The sequence below is a fragment of the Microbacterium sp. NPDC055599 genome, assembly GCF_053618975.1.
Genome location: NZ_JBSHIM010000009.1, coordinates 111,401 through 136,226, shown reverse-complemented (window position 1 = coordinate 136,226; position 24,826 = coordinate 111,401). Strand labels below are relative to the sequence as shown.

The following is a 24,826-nucleotide window of genomic DNA, read 5'->3' as shown; positions in this document are numbered from 1 at the left end:
GCGCGTCAGGACGCGGGCGGCGCCGTGCTCTCGCGCGCCGTGAGGGTGGGCGTGGGACCGGCGACGCTGGGCAGGGTCGCGCCCGCCTCGATCTGCTGCAGCAGGAGGGTGGCCGCCTGCTCGCCGAGCTCGAACGTGTCGCGCGTCATGGCGGTGATGGACGGGTTGATGAGCCCGGCGATCACCGAGTCGTCGAAGGAGGCGAGGGAGACGTCGCGCGGCACGGTGCGCCCCATCTCCTGGGCGACGCGGAGTCCGGCGACCGCCATCACGTCGTTGTCGTAGACGATCGCGGTCGGGCGCTGCTTGCCGGAGAGCAGAGTGCGCGTGACCGCCGAGGCGCGTGCGGGGGAGAAGTCGGTCGCGATGACCTCGCCCGCGATGCCGTCCGCCGCGAGGAGCTCCAGCACCTCGGCGCGCAGGCGCGTGTGCTCGAGCTCGGCGGGTCCGGCGACGTAGGCGATGCGGGTGTGCCCGAGGGCCGCGAGGTAGGAGAACAGCGTCTCGGCCACCTCCTCGTCGCCGATCCACACGCTCGGCACGTCGCCCTCCGCGGACGGCTCGGACCCGATCATCACGGCGCGGGCGTCCAGCGACGCGATGTTCGCCGCGCGCGGGTCGTCGTCGCGCGGATCGATGTAGATGATGCCGTCGACCTGGTTCGACGACCGCCACTGGCGGTGCACCTCCATCTCCTCGTCGATGTCGGCGACCAGGCGCAGCTGCAGGCTGACCTTGCTCTCCGACAGCCGCGATTCGATGCCGGCGATCAGATCGGTGAAGAAGGCCTCGGAGCCCAGCGAGCGGGCGGGGCGGGCGAGTGCGAAGCCGACCGCGTTGGCACGGGCGCCGACCAGGGCGCGTGCCGCGGAACTGGGCTGCCAGTGGTGCTCCTCGATGATCGCGAGGATGCGCTGCCTGGTCTCCTCGCTCACGCCGGGGCGACCGTTCAGGGCGAAGGAGACGGCACCGGGGGAGACGCCGGCCAGTCGCGCGATGTCCGCGATCGTGACGCGTTTCCCCGAGGCCATAGGCATCACCCTACTTGATCGGTTTAGCCTCGCGGGAGCGTCGTGGGTGTGCCGTAGACTCGAATCGCTAGATCGTTTTAGTAAATCGGATAGCATCAGAATGCCCCCTCACCGTCGAGCCCGGAGAACAGCCATGCATGACGACACCTCGCTCACCGTCGGCCGCGTCAAGCGCGTGCTGGAAGAGCGCATCCGTCCCGCGATCCACTCGGCCTCCGTGCCGCTGACCGTCGAGCTGCACGAACTGCCCGGGGAGCCGATCCCGCCGGCCGAGGGGCTGGCGCTCGACTACGCGCCGGGCGCGGTCGGGTCGCTGTGGGGCCCGGCCTGGGGCACCACGTGGTTCAAGCTCACGGGGCGCGTGCCGGCCGACTGGAAGGGGCGCCGTGTCGAGGCGCTGATCGACCTCGGCTTCGACGTGAACATGACCGGCTTCCAGTGCGAGGCCCTCGCGTACCGCCCCGACGGCACGCCGATCAAGAGCATCAACCCGCGCAACCAGTGGGTGCCGATCGCCGAGAACGCCCACGGCGACGAGCCCGTCGAGCTGTACCTCGAGGGAGCGTCGAACCCGGTGCTGCTCGACTACCACCCCTTCCTTCCGACGCAGGAGGGCGACATCCTCACCTCGTCGAAGGAGCCGCTGTACCGCCTGCGCCGCATGGACCTCGCGGTGTTCGAGCCCGAGGTGTTCGACCTGTCCCTCGACATCGAGGTGCTGTTCGAGCTGCAGGCCGAGCTGCCGGCGACCTCGCCGCGGCGCATGCGCATCCTCCAGGCGCTCGACGACGCCCTCGACGTGCTCGACCTCCAGCGCCTCGTCGAGACGGCCGCCGACGCCCGCGCCCGACTCGCCGACGTGCTCGCGGCCCCGGCCGAGGCGAGCGCGCACCGCATCTCGGCGGTCGGCCACGCGCACATCGACTCCGCATGGCTGTGGCCCGTGCGCGAGACCATCCGCAAGGTCGCCCGCACCACCTCGTCCATGACCACGCTCATCGACGAGCAGCCCGAGTTCCAGTACGGCATGTCCAGCGCGCAGCAGTACGCCTGGATCAAGGAGCACCGCCCCGAGGTGTGGGAGCGGGTCAGAGCCGCGGTCGCCGCGGGGCGCTTCCTGCCCCTGGGCGGCATGTGGGTCGAGTCCGACACCGTCATGCCCACCGGCGAGTCGCTCGTGCGGCAGTTCTCGCACGGCCAGCGCTTCTTCGAGCGCGAGTTCGGCATCCGGTCGAAGGGCGTGTGGCTGCCCGACAGCTTCGGCTACTCGCCCGCGCTGCCGCAGCTCATGCGCCGCGCCGGGTTCGAGTGGTTCTTCACGCAGAAGATCTCGTGGAACCAGCAGAACGTCTTCCCGCACCACTCGTTCCTGTGGGAGGGCATCGACGGCTCGCAGGTGTTCACGCACTTCCCGTCGATGGACACCTACAACTCGCAGCTCAGCGGCATGGAGGTCGCCAAGGCCGCGCGGCAGTTCAAGGAGAACCGTGTCACGTCGCGGTCGATCGCCCCGGTCGGCTGGGGTGATGGCGGTGGCGGCACGACCCGGGAGATGACGGGCAAGGCCGCGCGCCTGCGCGACCTCGAGGGCAGCGCGCAGGTCGTCTGGGAGCACCCGGACGACTTCTTCGACGCCGCGAAGGCCGAGCTGCCGCACCCCGCCGTGTGGGTGGGCGAGCTGTACCTCGAGCTGCACCGCGGCACTCTCACCAGCCAGCACGCCACGAAGGCGATGCACCGCTGGGCCGAGCACGCGCTGGTCGAGGCGGAGCTGTGGGCCGCGACCGACGCCGTGCGCACGGGGGCCGCGTATCCGCAGGCGGAGCTCGACCGGCTCTGGCAGGCCGTGCTGCTGCACGAGTTCCACGACATCCTCCCCGGCACCTCGATCGCGTGGGTGCACCGTGAGGCCGTCGCCGTGCTCTCCGACGTGCTGTCGGAGGCGCGCGACATCGCGCAGCGCGCACGCCGGTCGCTCGCGGGGGAGGGCGACCGTGAGCTGCGGTTCGAGCCGACCTCGGTCGCGGGCGGACGGGCGCTCGGGGCGGCGTTCGTCGGGGAGCCGACCGCGAGCCCGGTGACGCTCACCGAAACGGACGGCGGCTGGCGCCTGGACAACGAGCTCGTGTCGGTCGTGGTGTCGCCGGAGGGCCTCATCGTGTCGGCGGTCGACAGGGCGTCGGGCCGCGAGACGGTTGCGCCGGGCAGGGCCGCGAACCTGTTCCAGCTGCACCAGGACTTCCCCAACATGTGGGACGCGTGGGACATCGACCGCTACTACCGCAACAGCGTCGAGGACCTCACCGCGGTGTCGTCGATCGATGCCTCGGTGGTGAACGGTGTCGCGACGATCGTGGTCGAGCGCAGGTTCTCGGAGTCGACGATCACGCAGACGATCCTCCTCGCGCCCGACTCGCGCACCGTGGTACTCCGCAACGAGGTCGACTGGCACGAGACCGAGAAGCTGCTCAAGCTCGCCTTCCCGCTCGACATCCAGGCGTCGCACACCGAGGCCGAGACCCAGTTCGGCTACCAGGCCCGCGTCACCCACACGAACACGAGCTGGGAGGCCGCGAAGTTCGAGACCTCGATGCACCGCTTCGTGCTGGTGCGCGAGCAGGACTTCGGCGCCGCGCTCGTCAACGACTCGATCTACGGCTACGACACCTCGCGCGAGGTCGGTGACGACGGGGTGACCACGACCGTGCGGCTCTCGCTGCTGCGCGCGCCGCGGTTCCCCGACCCCGACACCGACCACGGGCACCACGCCATCGAGGTCGGCTTCGTGATCGGCGCGGACGCCGCGATCGCCACGGCCGAGGGAATCCGGTTCAACGCGCTGCCCACCGTCGTGCGCGGTGCCCGCGAGGTCGAGCCCCTGGTGAGCGTGTCGGGCGAGGGCATCGTGGTGTCGGCGGTCAAGCTCGCCGACGACGGCTCGGGCGACGTGATCGTGCGCGTGTACGAAGCCCTCGGGCGTCGGACCACGGGCGAGCTGGCGGTCGGCTTCGAGCATCGCGAGGTGCGCGAGGTGAGCCTGATCGAGGACGACCTCGACGACGCGCGGACGGGTGGAGCGCTGCACCTGCGTCCGTTCGAGGTGCGCACCCTCCGCATCGCGCGCTGACCCCCGCGCGGGCCCGGGCGTTGTGCGCGGGCGGGGCGTGCGGGAGCATGACGGGATGGCGACGATCGACGACGTGCGGCGGATCGCGCTCGCGCTGCCCGGGGTCACCGAGGCCGTCAACGGTCACACGGGTCTGCCCGGGTGGCGCGTGACGCAGGGGCAGTTCGCGGGGCTGCGCGGCCCGACCGGCGCCGATCTGCGCCAGCTGGCCGAGCTCGGTCGGCAGTGGCCCGACGGCGAGGTGCTGTCGGTGCGCGTGGCGGATCAGGGCGAGAAGGAGGCGCTGCTGGCCGCGGAGCCGGAGGCGCTGTTCTCGATCCCGCACTTCGACGGCTACCCGGCGCTGCTCGTACGCCTGGACGTGGTGGACGCGGAGCGGCTGGCGGAGCTCGTCACCGACGCCTGGCTCGTGCGTGTTCCGGCCACTGTCGCGAAGGACTGGCTCGCTGCGCACGGCCTCGCGTGAGTCCTTCCCGCACCCGGCGGTGGACGTCGAGGGTGTCAGGCCGGAGGCAGCCGCAGCACGTCGGGCGACTCGCCGCCGGTGAGGTCGTCGGCGATGCGGATGCTCCGGGCGAGGTCGTCGAGCGCGGTGCCGAGCGTGCCGAAGCGCTCCCGGTCGGCGCACACCGCCGTCAGCGTGATCAGGTGCGTGCCGGTGTCCCACGTGTACGTCGTGAACGGGGGCGTCGCGGGCGAGGGCGGCATCGCGACCACCAGCTTCTCGCCGGTCCCGAGCCGCGTCGGGAACGAGGTGGTGTCGTCGTACTCCATGGGCATCGACGCTCGGGCGATGCGCACATCGGGCGTCAGCACCTGGGCGGTCGCCATCGCCACCACCAGCTCGGGCTCGGCCTTCCACGTCCACACCAGCACACGGCCGTCGGCCTTCTTCATGAGCATCGGGGCGGCCTGGCTCATGGCCCACGCGCCGAAGCGCGATCCAGGGCGCTCGGTCGCCCCCACCGCCGCGTTCACCTGTCCCAGCAGCATGCGGATCGCGGCCTTCCGGTGCCGGCGCCCCTTCCAACCGAGGGAGTCGGTGACGGGGATCCACAGCTGGGGGTCGGCGTCGGCAGTCAGTCGCATGCGCCAACGCTAACGGCTCCGGCTGGGCGGATGCCGGTATGCCTCGGCGGCCCGGGCAGGGCCCTCGGGTAGAGTTGCGTGCGCCCGACCAGGGCTTTCCCTTGGCCGCCCCATCGTAAGGCAGCATGTCTGTGACCCCCTCCGACGATCCGACCGAGGCGTCCCCCGACGCCGCCGAAGCCCCCCGCCCGCTGAAGATCCTGATCGGCTGCGACACCTTCGCGCCCGACATCAACGGTGCCGCCCGCTTCGCCGAGCGTCTCGCGGCCGGCCTCGTCCAGCGCGGACACGACGTGCACGTGGTCGCCCCCAACCAGGCGTACCGCCGCTCGGCGCCTCACACCGAGGTGATCGAGGGCGAGCCGATGACGCTGCACCGGCTGCCGTCCGTGCGCTGGGCCCCGCACGACTGGCTGCGTTTCGTGTGGCCGTGGCGCTCCAAGCACTACGCGCGGAAGGTGCTCGACCGCGTGCAGCCCGACGTCGTGCACATCCAGTCGCACATCGTGATCGGACGCGGCCTCGCGCGCATCGCGAAGCAGCGCGGCATCCCGGTCATCGCGACCAACCACGTGATGGCCGAGAACATCCTCGATCACACGACCATGCCGAAGTTCATCGACGACCTGGTGCTGAAGTTCGCCTGGGCCGACGCGAAGCGCACGTTCGACCTCACCCGCGCCATCACGACCCCGACCCGCCGTGCCGCCGACTTCCTCGAGAAGACGGTCGAGGTACGCAACGTCATCCCGGTGAGCTGCGGCATCGACCGCTCGCAGTACACGCCGGTGATCGCGCCGCGCGAGGAGAACCGCCTGGTGTTCGTCGGGCGCCTCACGGCCGAGAAGCAGGTCGAGGTCATCCTCAAGGCGATGACGAAGCTCGACCCCGCGTTGAACACGACGTTCGACATCGTCGGCGGCGGAGATCAGCGCAAGCAGCTCGAGAGCCTCACCGCGCAGCTCGGTCTCGCCGACCGGGTCACGTTCCACGGCCGCACGACCGACGAGGAGCTGCGCGCCCTGCTGTCGCGCGCGAGCCTGTTCGTGATCGCGTCGATCGCCGAGCTGCAGTCGATCGCGACCATGGAGGCCATGGCGTCGGCGCTGCCGATCGTCGCCGCGGACGCGGTGGCCCTGCCGCACCTGGTGCACGACGGCGAGAACGGCCACCTGTTCGAGCCGGGCAACGTCGACGAGCTCGCCGCGCGACTGACCGATGTCCTCACCGCCTCGCCGGGCGAGTACGAGCGGATGCAGCACGCCTCGCTCGACGGCGTCGCGATCCACGACATCAACCGCACGCTCGACACCTTCGAGGCGCTGTACCGCGACGAGCCGCTGCCGGAGTAACCGCATGCACATCGTCTTCTTCGGCGATCAGCACCTGGACTCCCTCGGTGGCGCGCAGGTGTCGATGCGGCTGCAGCGGACCTTTCTGGAGAGGGCGGGGCACACCGTGACGGTGGTCGCGCCCCGCATGCACGCGCACCGCGTTCCCGAGGGCGACGTGCCGGCCGGTGCCTACGTCGACCTCCCGTCCGTCCCGATCACACTCGACCGCGAGTACGCGATGAGCTGGCCGGGCCGCGCCACCGACCGCGCCCTCGACCGCGCCATGACGCAGCGCCCTCCCGTCGACCTCGTGCACGTGCAGGCCGACTTCTGGGGGGCGTTCATCGGACACCGCTACGCCCAGTGGCACGGGCTCCCCGTGGTGCACACCATGCACAACCGCGTCGATGTGGGCCTCGCGGCGGTCACCCCGCTGCATCGTCCCGTGCTCGCGGTGCTCAACGCGTGGCGCCGCCGTGCCCTGCGGGGCATCGGGATCCGCGTGGGGGGCAGTGACGGCTGGTCGTACCTGCGCGGGCTCGCGGCCGGGGCCTCGGCGGTCACCGCGCCCTCCGGTCACTTCGCCCGGCGTCTGGAGCAGAACGGCGTGTTCCCGCACGTCGACGTGATCTGGAACGGCATCGACGACGACGTGCGGGCGAGCACCCTCGCCGCGGCGCCCGCCGAGCGCCGCCCGGGGCGTCCGCGCTTCGTGTGGCTCGGACGGATGAGCCCGGAGAAGCGCCTGCTGCCGTTCCTGGAGGCGTTCGTGGCCTCGGGCGTCGACGCCGACCTGGAGGTCATCGGGGGCGGCGCGCAGCGCGCGGCCGCGGAACGGATCGTCGCCGGTCGCGACGGCGTGACCTTCGCGGGGCGCCTCACCTACGCGCAGACGCTCGCGCGCATCGCCGACGCCGACGCGCTCGTCCAGACCTCCATCGGCTTCGAGACGCAGGGCATGACCCCGTTCGAGGCCGCGACGCTCGGCACGCCCTCGGTGGTGTGCGACCCCGACATCGCGGCCGAGCTCGAGGGCGGGCTGTGGGCCGTACCGGAGGCGGACCCCACCGCGTCGGAGCGCGAGCGCGAGGCGCACCGGACCGCCGCCCTCGCGGAGACGCTGCGTCGTGCCGCCGCCGACATCGCCGCGGGCGCCGCTCCGTCCCCCGTTCCGGCGGTCGCCGAGGCGTTCCGCCAGTCGTCGCGCACCGCCGCCATGGTCGCGGTGTACGAGCGCGTGCGGGACGGCCGGTGAGCGGGACCCTCGTCGTCGATCAGACGAAGCGGTAGAACATCGAGGCCAGCCAGACGGTGACGATCCCGAGCAGTCCGGCGCCGGAGATGCCGATCGCGATCCCCGCGAACAGCCGGGAGCCGGGGCGGCGCGCGGCGACGATGCCCAGCACGAGCGCGACCGCGTAGCCCAGGAAGCCGACGACGGACGACGCGCCCTCGACGAATCCGATCAGCGAGTAGCCGCGGTCGCCCATGTAGAGGAACGGGCGCCCGAGGATCAGGAGCAGGTCGAGGGCGAACACCACGACCGCGACGATGAACGCCACCCGGCCGAGCGAGCTGACACGGTCGGCGGCGGTGCGGGGCGGGGCGCCGACCGGGAACTGCGGGTACCCGGGGCCTCCCGGCGTGACGGCCGTGGGGTACGCGGGCGGGTAGGGGGTGCCGTCCGGTGCCGCGGACGGGGCGGTGGCGTACGGGTTCGCGGTCGGGCCGGTCGCACCGGGAGCCGCGGTCGTCGAGGCGGGGGCGGCCGGCGATGCGGCGGGGTGGGGGAAGGAGGGCGCGGAGCTCGGGTACCCCGGGGGCGGCGCGGCGGGGTAGCGCGGCTCGGCCGTGAGGGGAGGGGCGGGCGGCGGTGGCACGGGTGCGGACTCGGCGGGCTGCTGGGGGTCGCTCATGCCCCGAGCGTAGCCGCGCCGCCGTGGCGCGACGAGGGGGTTGTGCGACGGTCAGCGGTAGCCGTGACCCGGCTCGGCCTGCTGGTGCACGTCGCGACCGGAGACACGGCTCCAGTCGGTGGGGGTGGGGCGGTAGCCGTCGCGGCGCAGTTCGACGATCGTGGCGACGACCGCCCACCCGGCGATGGCGAGAAGCGCGATGATGAGTATCATGGCAGAAAAGCTACGCGCAGCGGGTTACGGCCACGAGTGGCAGAAACGACCCTCTACGACAGAAAACTGCCAACCGGGAGAGTGCATGAAGACGGTCGCCTGCGTCATCCAGGACGGATTCGCCCCCTTCGAGTTCGGTGTCGCGTGCGAGGCGTTCGGCCTCGACCGCTCGGACGACGGCGTGCCGAACTTCGACTTCCGCATCGTCGCGCCGGAGCCCGGGGTCGTGCGCTCCAAGATCGGCTTCTCCGTCAACGTCGAGCACGACCTGACCTTCGCCGACGAAGCCGACCTCGTGGTGTTCTGCCCCGTGCCCCGCTCGACCTGGGGTCGTATCGACGAGCGCCTGACCGATCTCGCCCGCGCCGCGGTCGACCGGGGCGCCTGGGTCATGAGCGTGTGCAGCGGATCGTTCATCCTCGCGGCGGCCGGGGTGCTCGACGGGCGCCGTGCCACGACCCACTGGATGTACGCGCACACCATGGCCGAGATGTACCCGCGGATCGACATCGACCCCGACGTGCTGTTCGTGCAGGACGACCGCATCATCACCAGCGCCGGGACCGCCGCGGGCATCGACGCGTGCCTGCACCTGCTGCGCCAGGAGCTCGGGGCCGAGATCACCAACCGCATCGCCCGCCGCATGGTCGTGCCGCCGCAGCGCGACGGCGGTCAGGCGCAGTTCATCGACCGCCCCATCCCGGTGGCGCCGTCGGACTCCCTCGCCGCGGTCGCCGACTGGGCCGTGGAGAACCTGCGCGAGGAGCTCAGCGTCGACCACCTCGCCGGCCGGGCGCTCATGTCGCCCCGCACGTTCGCGCGGCGCTTCAAGGCCGAGTACGGTGCGACACCCGCCGCGTGGCTCGCCCGGCAGCGCATCATCCACGCGCAGCGTCTGCTGGAGCGCACCGACCTGCCGCTCGAGCACATCGCCGGCGAGTGCGGCTTCGGCTCGGCGGCCGTGCTGCGGCAGAACTTCGCCAGGGTGCTCGGCGTGACGCCCACGGCCTATCGAGCGCGGTTCTCGTGCGCGGACGACGCGGTGCCCGCGGCCTGAGTCGCGGGCGCGCCGGGTCGGTGCCGGGCGGTGCGGGGTGGATAACGGGCCGGGGGAGGCGCGGGGAGGCGCGGTTTCGATCCGGAAGGCCAGGGTGCCGTGGGTCAGGGTGCCGCGGGTCAGGCGGTCCAGTGCGCGGGGGACGGGAGGGTGACGTCGCGCACCTCGACCCCCGCGGGGGTGACCGCGGCCACGGCGTACAGCAGCGACTGCGTCGGATACCCGTGCGGACGGTTGTCGCGGATGATCGCGCGGTCGTCCTCGGGTGACAGCTCCGCGGAGGCCCCGAGCAGCGCCGTCCACTCCGCGACCCAGTCGGCGCTCGCCGCGGCGGGCCCGAGGGCGCGGAACTCCGGCAGCCACGCGGTGATGCGCGGCGTCTGCTCGTCGTCCAGGTCGTCGTGCGCGATCATGTGGGTTCCGGGCGTCACCGGGGTCTCGCGCAGCGCCGCGCCGTCCCACGACACCACCCGCGCGCCGTCGGGCCCCACCTCGAGCAGGTTGAACCCGTGCATGCGGGGGAGGCCCTGCGGCGAACGGCCCGACACCGATTCGAGCGGCAGCGATCCGCGCGATGCCGCGGGGCCGGGGAGGTCGTTCACGTCGGCACGGTTGAGCAGCACCGCGAGGCGGCGCTCCTGCGGGTTCACCGCGAGCCAGGCCCCGCCCGCCCGGCGGTCGCGGATGCCGATCACCCCCGGATACTGCTCCGGCCACCACGGGCCGAGCGCGTCCCACTCGCGGTGAGGATCCTCGTCTCGCACGGCCAGGAGCCGTGCCGAACCGGCAGTCTCGACATCGATCACGACCGTGCACACCCTCCCGAGTCTAGGTCGCCCGCGCGCGCCGGGGCCCTCCCGGCGCGGCGTCGACGACGTGCGCGGGACCGGGCGTGCCCGGCCCCTCTGCGATCCTGCAGGCCCGGGCGGGGGCGGGCTGGGGCAGAATCGAGACGTGAACATCGTGGTGGGGGTCACGGGCGGCATCGCCGCCTACAAGACGGTGCACCTGGTGCGCCTGCTGACGAAGGCGGGTCACGACGTGACAGTGGTGCCCACGGCGGACGCCCTGCGTTTCGTGGGGCTGCCGACGTGGGAGGCGATCAGCAGGCACCCGGTCACCACGAGCGTGCACGACGATGTGGCGAAGGTGCGCCACGTCGCGCTCGGGCAGGCCGCGGAGCTCGTGGTGGTGGCGCCCGCGACCGCCAACACGCTCGCGAAGATGGCCGCAGGGCTGGCCGACGACCTCCTGGGCACCACCCTGCTCGCGACCGAGGCGCCGGTGCTGGTGGCCCCGGCGATGCACGCGGAGATGTGGCGGCACCCCGCCACGCAGGCGAACATGGGCACGCTCCGTGAGCGCGGCGTGCACGTGGTCGGTCCGGCCGACGGCGAGCTGGCGGGTGGCGACAGCGGTCCGGGGCGGATGGCGGAGCCGGAGGAGGTGTTCGCGGCGGCGCAGGCCCTCCTCACGCCCGGCGACCTCGCCGGCGTCCGCGTGGTGGTGTCGGCGGGTGGCACGCGCGAGCCGATCGATCCGGTGCGCTTCCTCGGCAACCGTTCCAGCGGGCGGCAGGGGGTCGCCCTGGCCGCCGAAGCCGCCGCCCGCGGAGCCGAGGTGACCCTGGTGGCGGCGAACGTGTCGGGCGACGTGCGCGAGGCCGCGCGGCATCCGGGCATCCGGGTGGTCACGGTCGGCACGGCCGCGGAGCTGTCCGCCGCGATGGCCGAGGCGGGCGCGGACGCCCAGGTCGTGGTCATGGCGGCGGCGGTGGCCGACTATCGCCCGGTCGAGGTGTCGGCGCGCAAGCTCACGAAGGACACCGGGGGCGTGCCGCCGATCGAGCTCGTGGAGAACGAGGACATCGTCGCCGGGCTCGCGGCCGCTCGGCGCGCGGGACAGCTCGTGATCGCGTTCGCCGCGGAGACGCCGGAGGACGAGGCCGAGATGCTCGACCGCGCCCGCGCGAAGCAGCAGCGCAAGGGGGTCGACCTGCTGGTGGTGAACGAGGTCGGCTGGGACCGCGGCTTCGAGCGCGCGGAGAACACCGTGCACATCCTCGGTCCTGGCGGTACCGCGGCCGGCACCGCATCGGGGTCGAAGCGCGAGGTCGCCGCCGCGGTCTGGGATGCCATCGTCCGGGAGAGGTGACGACGGGCTGGAGGCACGACCCCCGGAATGGTAAACTTGAGTCAACACGGCTCAACTTTTTATCCCGTCCCCGGACTTCGGCGGCGGGGCCGACCAGAAGGAGTACCTCCAGGAGGAGCGCATGACCACCCCGCAGACCGGATCCCCGAACCAGGAACAGCAGTCCGCCCTCGAGCAGTTCGGCATCAACCTGACCGACCGCGCCCGCGAGGGCAAGCTCGACCCCGTCATCGGACGGGACAGCGAGATCCGACGCGTCAGCCAGGTCCTCACGCGTCGCACCAAGAACAACCCGGTGCTGATCGGCGAGCCCGGCGTCGGCAAGACGGCCGTCGTCGAAGGGCTCGCGCAGCGCATCGTCGCGGGCGACGTGGCCGAGTCGCTGAAGGACAAGGAGCTCGTCACGCTCGACATCTCCGCCCTCGTGGCCGGTGCCATGTACCGCGGGCAGTTCGAGGAGCGGCTGAAGCAGGTGCTCAAGGAGATCACCGAATCGGACGGGCGCGTCATCACCTTCATCGACGAGCTGCACGTGCTCATGGGCGCGGGCGGCGGGGAGGGCTCCGTCGCGGCCTCCAACATGCTCAAGCCGATGCTGGCCCGCGGCGAGCTGCGGCTCATCGGCGCGACCACGCTCAACGAGTACCGCGAGTTCATCGAGAAGGACGCGGCCCTGGAGCGCCGGTTCCAGCAGGTGTATGTCGGCGAGCCATCGGTCGAGGACACGATCGCGATCCTCCGCGGCCTCAAGGGGCGCTACGAGGCGCACCACGGGGTGACGATCTCCGACAGCGCCCTCGTGGCGGCGGCCGCCCTGTCCAACCGGTACCTGCCCGCTCGGCAGCTCCCGGACAAGGCCATCGACCTGATCGACGAGTCGATGTCGCGGCTCAAGATGGAGATCGACTCCTCCCCGGTCGAGATCGACCAGCTCAAGCGTCAGGTCGACCGGCTCAAGCTGGAGGAGCTGGCCCTCAAGCGTGAGAAGGATGCCGCCTCGAAGGAGCGCCTCGGCGCGCTGCGCGAGCACCTGGTCGAGCTGGAGAAGGAGCTCGCCGGCCTCGAGGCCCGCTGGGCGCGCGAGCGTCAGGGGCTCAACCGCGTCGGCGAGCTGAAGAAGCAGCTCGACGACGCCGTCACCCAGCGCGACCTCGCGATGCGCAACGCCGACTACACGAAGGCGTCCAAGCTCGAGTACGAGACCATCAAGCGGCTGGAGCGCGAGATCGCCGAAGCGGAGCAGGCGGAGGCGACCACCTCGACCGAGCCGCGCATGGTGAACGAGCAGGTGACCGAGGAGGACATCGCCGCGGTGATCGCCGCCTGGACGGGCATCCCCGTCGGGCGTCTGCTCCAGGGCGAGAGCGAGAAGCTGCTGCACCTGGAGAACGAGCTCGGCAAGCGCCTGATCGGCCAGAAGGATGCCGTGAAGGCCGTGTCCGACGCGGTGCGCCGCTCCCGTGCGGGCATCAGCGACCCCGGCCGTCCGACCGGATCGTTCCTGTTCCTCGGTCCGACCGGTGTCGGAAAGACTGAGCTGGCCAAGGCGCTCGCCGCGTTCCTCTTCGACGACGAGCACGCCATGGTGCGCATCGACATGTCGGAGTACGGCGAGAAGCACTCGGTCTCCCGGCTCGTCGGCGCCCCTCCCGGGTATGTCGGCTACGAGCAGGGCGGCCAGCTCACCGAGGCCGTGCGGCGTCGTCCGTACAGCGTGGTGCTGCTCGACGAGGTGGAGAAGGCGCACCCCGAGGTGTTCGACGTGCTGCTGCAGGTGCTCGACGACGGCCGCCTCACCGACGGCCAGGGTCGCACGGTCGACTTCTCGAACGTGATCCTGATCCTCACCTCGAACCTCGGCTCGCCGATCCTCATCGACCCCGTGCTCTCGCCCGACGAGAAGCGCGAGCAGGTGATGGCGCTGGTGCGGCAGGCGTTCCGCCCGGAGTTCCTCAACCGGCTCGACGACATCGTGATGTTCAGCGCGCTGAGCGAGGACGACCTCGCGCAGATCGTGGAGCTGTCGGTCGACCAGCTGCACGACCGGCTCAAGGACCGCCGGCTCACGCTCGCCGTCACCCCGGACGCCCGGGCGTGGCTCGCCGAACGCGGCTACGACCCGATGTTCGGTGCGCGGCCGCTGCGCCGGCTCATCCAGACCGAGGTGCAGAACAAGCTGGCCACGGCGCTGCTCTCCGGTGGCGTGCGCGACGGCGACACCGTCCGCGTGGACGTGGCGGCCGACGGCTCGGGACTCGTGCTCACGTCGACGACCCCTGAGCCCGAGCCCGCGGAGGACGACGACGACGTGATCGAGGCCGAGCTGCTCGACGACTGAGACTCCGTCACCACACGAGAGCCCCGTCCCGGAAACCCGGGGCGGGGCTCTTCGCCGTCAGTCCGACGGGCGGCTGCGGAGGCCGCCGAGGGCGTCGCGCTCCAGCTCCCGGCCGATCAGCGAGTGCCGGCGGGAATAGGCGAAGTAGATCACCAGGCCCAGCGCGAGCCAGATCGCGAACCGCACCCAGGTCTCGGTGCTGAGATTCAGCATCAGCCAGAAGCAGGCGATCGCGGAGATCCACGGGAGCCAGGGCGACAGCGGCACCGTGAACGGCCGCTCCAGGTCGGGGCGGCTCTTGCGCAGGATCGGCACCCCGATGCTCACGAGCACGAACGCCGAGAGGGTGCCGATGTTGATCATGTCGCCCAGCACCTGCACGTCGGTGAATCCGGCGATGATCGCGATCACCACCCCGACGATCAGCTGGATGCGGATGGGCGTGCCGCGCTTGGCGTCTGTCACGCTGAGCGAGCGGGGCAGCAGGCCGTCACGGCTCATCGCGAAGACCACGCGCGCCAGACCCATGAGCAGCACCATGACCACCGTGGTGAGCCCCACGAGGCTGCCGATCGCGATCACCTGCGCCGCCCACGTCGCCCCGACCAGCTCGAACGCACTGGACAGCGACGGCTCGTCGAGCTTGGCCAGCTCGGTGTACGACACCATCCCGGTGATGACGATTGCGACCAGCACGTAGAGCACGGTCACGATCACGAGCCCGAGGATGATGCCACGCGGCACGGTGCGCTTGGGGTCCTTCGTCTCCTCGGCGCTGGTGGCGACGACGTCGAACCCGATGAACGCGAAGAACACCAGGGCCGCGCCGCTGAGGATCCCGAACACGCCGTAGATCGACGGGTCGGCGCCGGTCATGAAGGAGAACAGCGACTGCGTCCAGGCGCTCTCCGAGGCGACGCCCTCCTGCGCCGGCGGCACGAACGGGGTGTAGTTGGCGCCGTTGATGAAGAACAGCCCCACGACGATGACGAACAGCACGATCGCGACCTTGATGACCGTGAACACGCTGTTGACGCGGCTGGACAGCCGCGTGCCGAGCGCGAGCAGCACGGTGAAGATCGCCACGATCACGACGGGACCCCAGTCGAAGCTGAGCGGGCCGAGCTGCAGCGTCATCGGGATCTGCAGGTCGAACAGCGACACGGCGTCGCCCAGGTAGACGCCCCAGTACTTGGCGATCACCGCGGAGGCCATCAGCATCTCGAGGATGAGATCCCAGCCGATGATCCAGGCCAGGAACTCGCCCAGCGTCGAGTACGTGAACGTGTATGCGGACCCGGCCACCGGGATGGAGGAGGCGAACTCCGCGTAGCAGAGGATCGCGAGACCGCAGACGGCCGCCGCGATGATGAACGAGATGATGACGGCCGGGCCCGCGTGTCGCGCGGAAGCCTCGGCGCCGACGGAGAAGATGCCGGCGCCGACCGCGACCGCGACACCCATGACGGCGAGATCCCACACGCCGAGGGATCGCTTCAGCGATCTCTGCTCGTCGTGGGTCTCGGCGATCGACTGCTCGACGGACTTGACCCTGCGCTGGAATGCCATGCCGACGATTGTAGGTGCGGGGGGTCGTGCCGCACCCCTCACAAAAGTCCGCCCGATACGGCGAGGCCCGGCCCCGTGCGGGGACCGGGCCTCGTCGCGGCGGAGCCGCCGGTGAGCGCTCAACTCAGGCGCTGAGGAGCACGGTCTCCGCGATCGGGCGACGCACGCGCGGCGCGACCTCGCGCTCCTGCAGCGGCTCGGGCAGCGCGGCGATGTCGCCCAGCTCGCCGAGCGCGATGACGGTGGTGGGGGTGAAGCGCGGCTCCAGGTCGGCGAACTCGCGCACGACCTCCGAGTCGAAGCCGCTCATCTGGTGCACGACGAGGCCGTCATGGTGCGCCTGCACGGAGAGGTGGGCGACGGCCTGGCCGAGGTCGTACAGGGCGTGGGTGAGCGGCGTGCCGTCGGCGGTCTCGGTCTCGGCGATCGCGACGATCAGCGCCGCGGCGTTGCCGGCCCACGCCTGGTTGAAGCCCATCAGCGCGTCGACGATCTGCGCGTGGAGCGCGGTGCCGCGACGGGCGACCAGGAAGCGCCAGGGCTGGGTGTTGTTGGCGGAGGGGCTCCAGCGGGCGGCCTCCAGGGCGGTGGCGAGCTTGTCCTCGTCGATCGCGTTCTGCGCGTCGTAGGCGCGGGGGCTCCAGCGACCGGCGAGGACGTCGAGGACGGGGTGCTCGGTCGGGGCGGTGCGGTCGATGACGGGAGTGCTCACGGAAGTGCCTTTCGGACGGTGGGATGGATCGGACGCCGTCGTCCGGGCTACTCCCCACCCAACTCATACATGCGCATGCATATTCCCGCGCGTCAGCGGCGGATGCTCAGCGGCCGAGCGCCCACCGGGCCCGGCGCCGCACCACGCCCGCGAGTCGCCGCGCCCGCACGCCCATCGGCTGCTCCCGTGCGGCCGTCAGCAGCTTCGCGTCGTACGCGGCCCGGAGTTCGCGCGCCCACCGTCGGGTGATCGCCCGGTCGGAGAACTCGGCCGCCCTGGCCCGCGCCTTCCTCCGCATGCCCTCGACCCGCCCGGGCGGCATCGCGGCGAGCTCCGCGATCCGCCGGGCGAGCCCGTCCACGTCGCCCTCGGGGAGCAGGAAGCCGTTCACCCCGTCGCGGATCATGTCGGCCGGGCCGTAGCGGATGTCGTAGGCGAGCGGGATGCACCCGGCCGCCATGCTCTCCACGAGCACGAGGGGCAGCCCCTCCGACGTCGACGTGAGCAGGCTGAACCCGGCGGTCGCGAACTCCTCCCGTGCGTGCGGGTCGAAGCCGCGCAACCGGATCCACTCCTCGGCGCCGAGATCGCGGATGCGCGCGGCCAGCTTCGGCTCGTCCGGGCCCTCGCCGATGACGTCGGCCTCGATCCGGGCGTCCGCGGTGTGGGCCTTCGCGAGCGCCTCGATCGCGTGGCCCAGGCGCTTGCGCTTGTCCAGCGACGCGACCACCACGCCGCGGGTGGCCGGACGGGGTGCGGAGACCGCGGGCGGCAGCGTCACCTCGTTCGGGATCGTGCGCACGCGGGCCTGCACGCCCAGGGCGGCCAGGTCTTCCACGAGGTCGCTGCGCTGCCGCTCGGTCAGCACCACGATCTCGTCGAAGTCTCCCGCGCGTCGCAGGACGCCCTCCCGGGAGGCGCGGAGCGTCCGCGGGCGTCCGGCCACCCGGTGCGAGGCGTGCACGACGTGCAGGGTCGTCACGTGGTCACGGCGGTATCACGCGCCCTTTCGCGCGGCGGTCTTCGAGTCGACCAGCAGGAAGCTCGCGCGCCCCGCCGTCAGGCGGTCGAACCACCAGCGGTACAGCCCCCAGCTGGTGCGCCAGGAGCGCAGCGGGGTCCCGTCGACGCCGTAGACGACCACGCGCCGCTCCGCCCCCTCGCGCTCGGTCGCCAGGAGGGAGCCGTCGCGGCGGAACCGGTCGACCGACAGGTGTCCGTCCCCGTCTCGGCGTGCGCGGCTGAGCACCACGCCGTCGTGCTCGCGCACGGTGTCGTCGTCTTCCGGGGCCAGCAGCGGCGGCAGCGTCGGGATGACGCCCCGGGGTGCGGGCGGGGTGGCGCGCAGCTCGTCCCACAGGTTGCGGATGCGCAGCCCGTCGATCAGCTCGCCCTTCGCCCGCAGCCGCTCCGAGAGCTCGGGGTAGTCGGGGCCGTCGTCGAGGGTCAGCAGGTCGACGTCGACGCCCCCGATCCGGCGGAACGAGCGGGACCGGCGCAGCATCGCGCTCGTCATCCCCCCGTACTGCTCCGTGATGCCCCAGGTGAGGGCGAAGTGCCGGGCGGCCGGGAGGCGGGGAGGGAAGAGCGACATCTTGCCGAGGATAGCCCGGGGCCCTCCGGGGCGCGTCCTCCTCGCGGATGACCGGGCGGATCAGTCGAGGAGGTTGTGCGAGGCGGCGTCGGCGAGGGCCGCCCGCACGGCGCGGATCGACGGGGCGGCGGCCGACACCCGTCGCGCGGAGGAGAAGATCTCGCGGCGCGGGGAGCGCGGCAGCGGGGAGAGGTCGACGGTCGGGGTGTCGCCCGCCCACACCAGCTCGGGGAGCAGCCCGACCGCCAGCCCGGCGTGGATCAGGCGGATGTGCGCCGTGAGGTCGGCGAGCTCGAAGCGCACGTCCGGTTCGAACCCCGCGGTGCGGCACAGCTGCTCGGCCCACGCGCGCGAGGCGGTGCCCGCCGGCTCCAGCACCCAGGGGGCCGTGCTGGTCGACCGGAGTGTCGTCGCGGGGTCGCCGTGCGCGGGGGAACCGGGGCGCCGGGCGAGCGCGATCGCGTCGTGCGCGAGCGCGACCCGGTCGAGATCGGCGTGGATCGGACGGCTGTGCCCCGGATACTGCTCGGCGAGGATGAGGTCGTCCTCCCGGCCGGAGACCGCGTCGAGGGCGGACTCCGGGTCGCGCTCGGTCACCTCGACCCGGAGGGCGGGGTGACGTTCCGCGAGCGCGGCGAGGGCGCGGGGCAGGAGCGAGTGGGCGGTGGACTGGAACACGGCCAGACGCACGGTCCCCGTCACCTCGGTGAGCGATTCCGCGACCGCGACCCTGGCGTGCTCGAGCTGGTCGAGGATGCCGATCGCCTCGGTCACCAGCACGGTGCCCTGCGGGGTGAGCTGCACGCCGCGCCCCACCCGGCGCAGCAGGGGGACGCCCACGTCGCGCTCGAGGGCCGCGAGCTGCTGCGACACCGAGGCCTTGCTGTAGGACAGTGCGTCGGCGACCGCGGAGAGCGTGCCACGACGCGACAGCTCCACGAGCATGCGCAGGCGGGTGATGTCGAGCACGGGCCTCGCGTCTGTTAAGTCTGAGTGAACAGAATCCACTCGAATCGGTTGATAGACGGAGCCTACCGAGCGGCTGGACAATGATCCAGCCGCACACGTCACCCGGGTGTGCGCTGCCGAGGAAGGTAACCCCGCCCATGACCGTCATCGACGACACCACGCCCCGCACGGAAGAGGTCGCCGCACTCGTGCAGCGCTGGCTCGCCGAGAGCGAGACCCACCCCGTCGAGCCCGCCGCTCAGCGCCTCTCCGAGGTGCTCAAAGACCCGAACGGTCTCGACTTCACGGTCGGCTTCGTCGACGGCGTCATGCGTCCGGAAGACCTCCGCGTCGCCGGCCGCAAGCTCGCCGAGCTCAGCGACATCACCCCCACGCTGCTGCCCGGCTACCTGCGTGCCGCGATCAAGGCCGGCGGCTTCTGGGCGCCCAAGCTCCCCGGCGTCGTCGTCCCCATCTCGCGTCGCGTGCTGCGGGCGATGGTGGGCCACCTCGTGCTCGACGCCACCCCGTCGAAGCTCGGGCCCGCGATCGCGAAGCTGCGCAAGACCGGCAACCGCCTGAACCTCAACCTGCTCGGCGAGGCCGTGCTGGGCGAGCGCGAGGCCGGCCGCCGCCTGCAGGGCACGTACGACTTCCTCGCCCGCCCCGACGTCGACTACGTGTCGATCAAGGTGTCGAGCGTCGTCAGCCAGCTGTCGATGTGGTCGTTCGACGAGGCCGTCGCCGACGTGGTCGAGAAGCTCACGCCGCTCTACCGGCTCGCCGCGAAGGCGGAGGCTGCGGGCAAGGCCAAGTTCATCAACCTCGACATGGAGGAGTACCGCGACCTCGACCTGACGATCGCGGCCTTCACGAGCATCCTCGACCAGCCCGGGCTGGAAGACCTCGAGGCCGGCATCGTGCTGCAGGCCTACCTGCCCGACGCGCTCGGTGCCATGCAGCGCCTGCAGGAGTGGGCCACCGCCCGCCGGGCCAAGGGCGGGGCGCCCATCAAGGTCCGCGTCGTCAAGGGCGCCAACCTCGCGATGGAAGAGGTCGACGCGACCGTGCACGGGTGGCCGCTCGCGACCTACGGCACCAAGCAGGACTCCGACACGAACTACAAGCGGGTGCTCGACTGGGCCATGACCCCCGAGCGCCTCGACGCGGTGCGCATCGGCGTCGCCGGACACAACCTGTTCGACATCGCCTACACCTGGCTCCTCGCGAAGGCGCGTGGCGTGACCGACGCGGTCGAGTACGAGATGCTGCTGGGCATGGCGACCGGTCAGGCCGAGGCCGTGCGCAAGGACGTCGGCCGCCTGCTGCTCTACACGCCGGTCGTGAACCCCGCCGAGTTCGACGTCGCGATCGCCTACCTCGTGCGCCGCCTGGAGGAGAACGCGAGCCCGGAGAACTTCATGTCGGCCGTGTTCGAACTCGCGTCGAACCCGACCCTGCTCACGCGCGAGCGCGAGCGGTTCGAGCGCTCCCTCGCCGCCCTCGCCGCCGACGCCGGGCTGCCGGAGTCGCAGCGGGTTCCGGCACCGCACCGCACGCAGAACCGGGCGGACGAGCGCCCCGCCGGCGTGACCGAGGGCTTCGCGAACCAGCCGGACAGCGACCCCGCGCTCGCCGCGAACCGCGCCTGGGGTCGCGACATCCTGCGCCGCTCCGTCTCCACGACGCTGGGGCGTGACGCGATCGCCGCCGCCCGCATCGAGACCGAGGCCGAGCTCGACGCGGTCTTCAGCGCCGCGACCGCCGCCGCCGAGCGGTGGGCGGCGCTGCCTGCCGCCGAGCGTGCCGCCGTGCTGCACCGCGCGGGCGACGAGCTCGCCGCGCGCCGGGGACAGCTCATCGAGATCATGGCCAACGAGGCGGGCAAGACCATCGCGGAGGCCGACCCCGAGGTGAGCGAGGCCATCGACTTCGCGCACTACTACGCCGAGCGCGCGAAGGACCTGGAGGCCGTGACGGGCGCGGAGTTCGTGCCGTCGAAGGTCACCGTGGTCACCCCGCCCTGGAACTTCCCCGTCGCGATCCCCGCGGGCGGTGTGCTGGCCGGCCTCGCGTCGGGCTCCGGTGCGATCATCAAGCCCGCCAAGCTCACGCAGCGCTGCGGTGCCGTGATGGTGGAGGCGCTGTGGGCCGCTGGTGTGCCGCGCGACCTCCTCGCCCTCGTCGACCTGGCCTCGCGCGACCTCGGCACCCGCCTGGTCGCCAGCCCGCAGGTCGACCGGGTCATCCTCACCGGCGCCTACGAGACCGCGCGGCTGTTCCGCTCGTTCCGGGCCGACCTGCCGCTGCTCGCCGAGACCAGCGGCAAGAACGCGATCATCGTCACGCCCTCCGCCGACCTCGACTTGGCCGCCGCCGACGTCGCCCGCAGCGCCTTCGGCCACGCGGGACAGAAGTGCTCCGCCGCCTCCCTCGCGATCCTCGTGGGCTCGGTCGCGGACTCGAAGCGGTTCGAGCGGCAGCTCGTCGACGCCGTGACCTCGATGCGCGTGGGGCTCCCCGACGACCCCGCCACGCAGATGGGCCCGATCATCGAACCCGCGAACGGCAAGCTGCTCACGGCGCTCACCACGCTCGACAAGGGCGAGCGCTGGCTGGTCGAGCCCCGCAAGCTCGACGACGAGGGGAAGCAGTGGACCCCCGGCGTGAAGACCGGTGTGCGCGAGGGCTCGTACTTCCACCTCACGGAGTTCTTCGGCCCCGTGCTCGGCATCATGCACGCGAAAGACCTCGACGAGGCCATCCGCCTGCAGAACGCCGTGGACTACGGCCTCACCGCCGGCCTGCACTCGCTCGACTCCGCCGAGGTCGCCACCTGGCTCGACCGGGTCGAGGCGGGCAACCTGTACGTGAACCGCGGCATCACCGGCGCGATCGTGCAGCGGCAGCCGTTCGGCGGGTGGAAGCGCTCGGCCGTGGGCGCCGGCGCCAAGGCGGGCGGCCCGAACTACCTGTTCGGTCTCGGCGAGTGGCGGGCGGCCGAGCTGCCCGCCGCCGCGCCCGGTGCCGCCGTGACCCCCGCGGTGTCGGGGCTGCTCGAGGCCGCCGCGCCCGAGCTCGACCCGGCCGCGATCGAGTGGCTGCACCGCGCGGCCGCCTCCGACGAGCGCGCCTGGGTGGACGAGTTCGGGGCGGTCAGCGACAAGTCCGGCCTCGGGGTCGAGCGCAACGTGTTCCGCTACCGCCCGGTCGCCGTCGACGTGCGCCTCGCGGAGGGCGCGACGCTCGTCGACGGTGTGCGTGTGCTCGCGGCCGCCCTGCGCAGCGGCAGCCCGTTCACCGTGTCGGCCGCGGCGCTGCCGTCGCGCGTGACGAAGGCCCTCTCCGGCGCCGGGGTCGCCGTGAAGACGGAGTCCGACGCGGCCTGGACCAAGCGCTACGCGAAGGGCGCCCGGTCGTGGCAGCGCGTGCGGCTCGTGGGCGGCGACGCCACGGCGCTGTACCAGGCGCTCGAGGGCTCGCCCGATGTGGCCGTGTGGTCGCACGCGGTGACGGGTGCTGGTCGCGTGGAGATCCTGCCGTTCCTGCACGAGCAGGCCGTGTCGATCACCAACCACCGCTTCGGCAACCCGACCTCGCTGTCCGACGGCGTCATCTGACCCGCCGCCGCACACACGCCGAAGCCCCCTGCACCTCCGCGGTGCAGGGGGCTTCCTCGTGCGGGATCAGCCGCGCAGGGCCTCGGAGAGCTTGACGCGCGAGCCCATCCGCAGCAGCGAGTTCTCGTAGATCTTCGCGCCGATCACGATCGCGGCCACGCAGCTCGCGAGCAGGATCACGAGGCTCAGCAGCGGCTCCCACCACTGCGCCTCGCCGACGAACAGCCGCATGGGCATGCCGACCGGGGCGGAGAACGGCACGTACGACATGATCGTCAGCACCAGCGGGTTGTCGTTGAACACGATCACCAGGATGTACGGCGCCATGATCAGCATCGTGATCGGGGTGGTCGTGGAGCCGATGTCCTCCTGGCGCGACACCATCGAGGCCGCCGCCGCGAACATCGCCGCGAGCAGGATGAACCCGAACAGGAAGAACACCGCGAACCAGAGGATCGGGGCACCGAGCGTGGTCAGCACCTCGCGTTGACCCGTGACGATCAGGCCGATCGTCGCCACGGCCGCCAGCGCGAGGATCTGCCCCATCGCCAGCACCGTGTTGCCGACCACCTTGCCGGCCAGCAGGGTGCGCGCGGGAATGGCCGACAGCAGCACCTCCACCACGCGGGTCTGCTTCTCCTCGACGACGCTCTGCGCGATCGTGCCGCCGAACGTCGCCGCGGCCATCATGAACACCAGGCCGAACGCGATCGCGATGAAGTACCGCAGCAGCGGGTTGGTGGTGACCGGTTCCAGGATCACGACCTCGGGCGACAGAGACAGTGCCGACACCAGCGAGCCGGGAGCATCCTGCAGGGCGACGATCGAGTAACCCGTGTGACCCTCGGTGCCGCTCGCCGGGAGCACGGCCGCGTCGACCTTCTCCGCGCGGACCAGTTCCTCCGCCTCGGCCTCGTCGGCGACCGTGGTGACCTCGACGTTCGGGATCGCCGAGACGACCGAGGCGGTGTCGGCCGTCGCCGCGACCGGCATGGTTTCGGTGTTCTTGCTCGCGAAACCGCCGAACAGGACACCCGCGAGGGCGAGCACGAGCAGGATCCCGGTGGAGATGAGGAACGCCTTGCTGCGCAGCTTCGAGCCGATCTCACGCTCCGCGACGAGCCAGATGCCGCTGGGCGTGCGCGTGGGGGAGGGGGTGGGGGCGCTCACTGGATGACCTCCTTGAAGATCTGGGCGAGGGACGGGTGCTTGGGGGCGAAGCTCGCGACGTCGCCCCGGGCGACCGCCGACTGCAGCACGCGCTGCGCCGTCTCCGGACCGTCGGCGTCGAACAGGGCGTAGCCGCCCTCGAAGTCGATCACCGTGACACCCGGCTCGGTGCGCAGCCAGCCCGCGTCACCCGCCGACACCAGCTCGTAGCGGTCGCGGGCGTGCTCGGCGCGCAGGGCGTCACGCGAGCCCGCGGCGCGGATCGTGCCACCGGCGAGGATCACGAGGTCGTCGCACAGGCGTTCCACCACGTCGAGCTGATGGGAGGAGAACAGGATCGAGGCGCCCTTCGCGGCGCTCGACTGCAGCACGCCGGCGACCACGTCGACCGCGAGCGGGTCGAGCCCGGAGAACGGCTCGTCGAGGATCAGCACCTCGGGGTCGTGCACGAGGGAGGCGGCGATCTGCGCGCGCTGCTGGTTGCCGAGCGACAGCGACTCGATCGTGTCGTTCAGCCGCTCCCCGAGCCCGAGCTCCGTGAGCAGCGCGGTCGCGCGCGCGGTGGCATCCTGCTTGGCGAAGCCGTGCAGCCGCGCGAGATACACGATCTGCTCCAGCACCTTCATCTTCGGGTACAGGCCGCGCTCCTCGGGCATGTAGCCGAAGCGGCGGCGGTCCGCGGTGGTGAGCGGGGCGCCATCGAGGTCGACGCGGCCGCCGTCCGACGACAGCAGTCCGAGGACGATCCGCATGGTGGTGGTCTTGCCGGCCCCGTTGCCGCCGACGAAGCCCGTCAGGCGCCCGGGGGCGACCGTAAAGGAGACGTCGTCGAGCACGCGCCGAGAGCCGTAGCTCTTGGTGATGCCGGAGAGTTCGAGCAGTCCTGTCATGCCCCTCACGCTACGGAGCACCGTGTTCCAGGGCATCCCCCGTGCGGCGGACCTTCCCTCCTCA

General features: G+C 71.9%; 20 protein-coding genes. 8 read left to right on the top strand and 12 right to left on the bottom strand.

The window, feature by feature from the left end; genetic code table 11:
- Positions 1–5: 5 nt before the first annotated feature.
- Positions 6–1,031, bottom strand: coding sequence for a substrate-binding domain-containing protein (locus ACWGQ1_RS10785; protein WP_452312944.1), 1,026 nt, complete (start codon positions 1,029–1,031; stop codon positions 6–8).
- A gap of 133 nt (positions 1,032–1,164) precedes the next feature.
- Between ACWGQ1_RS10785 and ACWGQ1_RS10780 the strand changes: the two genes are divergently transcribed.
- Positions 1,165–4,158: a glycoside hydrolase family 38 N-terminal domain-containing protein gene (locus tag ACWGQ1_RS10780; RefSeq protein WP_452312943.1), complete on the top strand. Its 2,994-nt coding sequence runs from the start codon at positions 1,165–1,167 to the stop codon at positions 4,156–4,158.
- A gap of 55 nt (positions 4,159–4,213) precedes the next feature.
- Positions 4,214–4,624, top strand: a complete 411-nt coding sequence (locus tag ACWGQ1_RS10775; protein WP_136035145.1) for an MmcQ/YjbR family DNA-binding protein — start codon at positions 4,214–4,216, stop codon at positions 4,622–4,624.
- 35 nt (positions 4,625–4,659) lie between these two features.
- Here ACWGQ1_RS10775 and ACWGQ1_RS10770 read toward each other — a convergent pair whose 3' ends face one another.
- Positions 4,660–5,247, bottom strand: a complete 588-nt coding sequence (locus ACWGQ1_RS10770; protein ID WP_452312942.1) for a hypothetical protein — start codon at positions 5,245–5,247, stop codon at positions 4,660–4,662.
- Between the two features lie 125 nt (positions 5,248–5,372).
- Here ACWGQ1_RS10770 and ACWGQ1_RS10765 point away from each other — a divergent pair, with 125 nt between their 5' ends.
- Both ACWGQ1_RS10765 and ACWGQ1_RS10760 read left to right on the top strand, forming a co-directional pair.
- The gene (locus tag ACWGQ1_RS10765; protein WP_136045519.1) at positions 5,373–6,599 is read left to right on the top strand and encodes a glycosyltransferase; all 1,227 of its coding nucleotides are present in this window, start codon (positions 5,373–5,375) and stop codon (positions 6,597–6,599) included.
- A gap of 4 nt (positions 6,600–6,603) precedes the next feature.
- Positions 6,604–7,836, top strand: coding sequence for a glycosyltransferase (locus tag ACWGQ1_RS10760; RefSeq protein WP_452312941.1), 1,233 nt, complete (start codon positions 6,604–6,606; stop codon positions 7,834–7,836).
- Positions 7,837–7,855: 19 nt separating this feature from the next.
- On the opposite strand, the gene ACWGQ1_RS10755 is transcribed toward ACWGQ1_RS10760, so the two are convergent.
- Together ACWGQ1_RS10755 and ACWGQ1_RS10750 are read right to left on the bottom strand one after the other, a co-directional pair.
- Positions 7,856–8,497 (bottom strand): hypothetical protein, encoded by a 642-nt coding sequence (locus ACWGQ1_RS10755; RefSeq protein WP_452312940.1) that lies wholly within the window; start codon positions 8,495–8,497, stop codon positions 7,856–7,858.
- Between the two features lie 51 nt (positions 8,498–8,548).
- Positions 8,549–8,710 (bottom strand): hypothetical protein, encoded by a 162-nt coding sequence (locus ACWGQ1_RS10750; protein WP_168387248.1) that lies wholly within the window; start codon positions 8,708–8,710, stop codon positions 8,549–8,551.
- Positions 8,711–8,795: 85 nt separating this feature from the next.
- On the opposite strand from ACWGQ1_RS10750, the gene ACWGQ1_RS10745 reads away from it, so the two are divergent.
- Entirely contained in the window at positions 8,796–9,767 is a 972-nt protein-coding gene (locus ACWGQ1_RS10745; protein WP_136035150.1) for a GlxA family transcriptional regulator, read from the top strand.
- A 119-nt stretch (positions 9,768–9,886) separates the two neighbouring features.
- Here ACWGQ1_RS10745 and ACWGQ1_RS10740 read toward each other — a convergent pair whose 3' ends face one another.
- The gene (locus tag ACWGQ1_RS10740) at positions 9,887–10,585 is read right to left on the bottom strand and encodes an NRDE family protein (protein WP_247982342.1); all 699 of its coding nucleotides are present in this window, start codon (positions 10,583–10,585) and stop codon (positions 9,887–9,889) included.
- A 136-nt stretch (positions 10,586–10,721) separates the two neighbouring features.
- On the opposite strand from ACWGQ1_RS10740, the gene coaBC reads away from it, so the two are divergent.
- Together coaBC and ACWGQ1_RS10730 are read left to right on the top strand one after the other, a co-directional pair.
- Positions 10,722–11,921 (top strand): bifunctional phosphopantothenoylcysteine decarboxylase/phosphopantothenate--cysteine ligase CoaBC, encoded by a 1,200-nt coding sequence (gene coaBC, locus ACWGQ1_RS10735; RefSeq protein WP_247982341.1) that lies wholly within the window; start codon positions 10,722–10,724, stop codon positions 11,919–11,921.
- A gap of 121 nt (positions 11,922–12,042) precedes the next feature.
- The gene (locus ACWGQ1_RS10730; protein ID WP_136035153.1) at positions 12,043–14,259 is read left to right on the top strand and encodes an ATP-dependent Clp protease ATP-binding subunit; all 2,217 of its coding nucleotides are present in this window, start codon (positions 12,043–12,045) and stop codon (positions 14,257–14,259) included.
- 57 nt (positions 14,260–14,316) lie between these two features.
- On the opposite strand, the gene ACWGQ1_RS10725 is transcribed toward ACWGQ1_RS10730, so the two are convergent.
- The 5 genes from ACWGQ1_RS10725 to ACWGQ1_RS10705 form a co-directional block, all read right to left on the bottom strand.
- A complete protein-coding gene (locus tag ACWGQ1_RS10725) occupies positions 14,317–15,828 on the bottom strand; it encodes an APC family permease (protein ID WP_136035154.1) in 1,512 nt (503 codons plus the stop codon).
- Between the two features lie 124 nt (positions 15,829–15,952).
- The gene (locus tag ACWGQ1_RS10720) at positions 15,953–16,540 is read right to left on the bottom strand and encodes a nitroreductase family protein (protein WP_247982340.1); all 588 of its coding nucleotides are present in this window, start codon (positions 16,538–16,540) and stop codon (positions 15,953–15,955) included.
- A gap of 106 nt (positions 16,541–16,646) precedes the next feature.
- The gene (locus ACWGQ1_RS10715) at positions 16,647–17,522 is read right to left on the bottom strand and encodes a glycosyltransferase (RefSeq protein WP_452312939.1); all 876 of its coding nucleotides are present in this window, start codon (positions 17,520–17,522) and stop codon (positions 16,647–16,649) included.
- Positions 17,523–17,537: 15 nt separating this feature from the next.
- A complete protein-coding gene (locus ACWGQ1_RS10710) occupies positions 17,538–18,134 on the bottom strand; it encodes a hypothetical protein (RefSeq protein ID WP_452312938.1) in 597 nt (198 codons plus the stop codon).
- 60 nt (positions 18,135–18,194) lie between these two features.
- Positions 18,195–19,103: a LysR family transcriptional regulator gene (locus tag ACWGQ1_RS10705; protein ID WP_136035157.1), complete on the bottom strand. Its 909-nt coding sequence runs from the start codon at positions 19,101–19,103 to the stop codon at positions 18,195–18,197.
- Positions 19,104–19,240: 137 nt separating this feature from the next.
- Here ACWGQ1_RS10705 and ACWGQ1_RS10700 point away from each other — a divergent pair, with 137 nt between their 5' ends.
- Positions 19,241–22,702: a proline dehydrogenase family protein gene (locus ACWGQ1_RS10700; RefSeq protein ID WP_452312937.1), complete on the top strand. Its 3,462-nt coding sequence runs from the start codon at positions 19,241–19,243 to the stop codon at positions 22,700–22,702.
- A gap of 66 nt (positions 22,703–22,768) precedes the next feature.
- Here the strand turns inward: ACWGQ1_RS10700 and ACWGQ1_RS10695 are convergent, their stop codons facing one another.
- On the bottom strand, positions 22,769–23,872 hold the full coding sequence (locus ACWGQ1_RS10695) for an ABC transporter permease (RefSeq protein WP_247982337.1): 1,104 nt from the start codon (positions 23,870–23,872) through the stop codon (positions 22,769–22,771).
- Positions 23,869–24,753, bottom strand: coding sequence for an ABC transporter ATP-binding protein (locus tag ACWGQ1_RS10690; RefSeq protein WP_136028486.1), 885 nt, complete (start codon positions 24,751–24,753; stop codon positions 23,869–23,871). Before ACWGQ1_RS10690 ends, ACWGQ1_RS10695 begins: the two co-directional genes overlap by 4 nt.
- Between the last annotated feature and the right edge of the window lie 73 nt (positions 24,754–24,826).

What these genes read in the sequence shown, in the direction of transcription:
- ACWGQ1_RS10785 (WP_452312944.1), bottom strand. Translation starts at nt 1,031, where the DNA reads ATGGCCTCGGGGAAACGCGTCACGATCGCGGACATCGCGCGACTGGCC.
- ACWGQ1_RS10750 (WP_168387248.1), bottom strand. Translation starts at nt 8,710, where the DNA reads ATGATACTCATCATCGCGCTTCTCGCCATCGCCGGGTGGGCGGTCGTC.
- ACWGQ1_RS10700 (WP_452312937.1), top strand. Translation starts at nt 19,241, where the DNA reads ATGACCGTCATCGACGACACCACGCCCCGCACGGAAGAGGTCGCCGCA.
- ACWGQ1_RS10760 (WP_452312941.1), top strand. Translation starts at nt 6,604, where the DNA reads ATGCACATCGTCTTCTTCGGCGATCAGCACCTGGACTCCCTCGGTGGC.
- ACWGQ1_RS10745 (WP_136035150.1), top strand. Translation starts at nt 8,796, where the DNA reads ATGAAGACGGTCGCCTGCGTCATCCAGGACGGATTCGCCCCCTTCGAG.
- ACWGQ1_RS10730 (WP_136035153.1), top strand. Translation starts at nt 12,043, where the DNA reads ATGACCACCCCGCAGACCGGATCCCCGAACCAGGAACAGCAGTCCGCC.
- ACWGQ1_RS10710 (WP_452312938.1), bottom strand. Translation starts at nt 18,134, where the DNA reads ATGTCGCTCTTCCCTCCCCGCCTCCCGGCCGCCCGGCACTTCGCCCTC.
- ACWGQ1_RS10775 (WP_136035145.1), top strand. Translation starts at nt 4,214, where the DNA reads ATGGCGACGATCGACGACGTGCGGCGGATCGCGCTCGCGCTGCCCGGG.
- ACWGQ1_RS10780 (WP_452312943.1), top strand. Translation starts at nt 1,165, where the DNA reads ATGCATGACGACACCTCGCTCACCGTCGGCCGCGTCAAGCGCGTGCTG.
- ACWGQ1_RS10725 (WP_136035154.1), bottom strand. Translation starts at nt 15,828, where the DNA reads ATGGCATTCCAGCGCAGGGTCAAGTCCGTCGAGCAGTCGATCGCCGAG.
- ACWGQ1_RS10770 (WP_452312942.1), bottom strand. Translation starts at nt 5,247, where the DNA reads ATGCGACTGACTGCCGACGCCGACCCCCAGCTGTGGATCCCCGTCACC.
- ACWGQ1_RS10755 (WP_452312940.1), bottom strand. Translation starts at nt 8,497, where the DNA reads ATGAGCGACCCCCAGCAGCCCGCCGAGTCCGCACCCGTGCCACCGCCG.
- ACWGQ1_RS10765 (WP_136045519.1), top strand. Translation starts at nt 5,373, where the DNA reads ATGTCTGTGACCCCCTCCGACGATCCGACCGAGGCGTCCCCCGACGCC.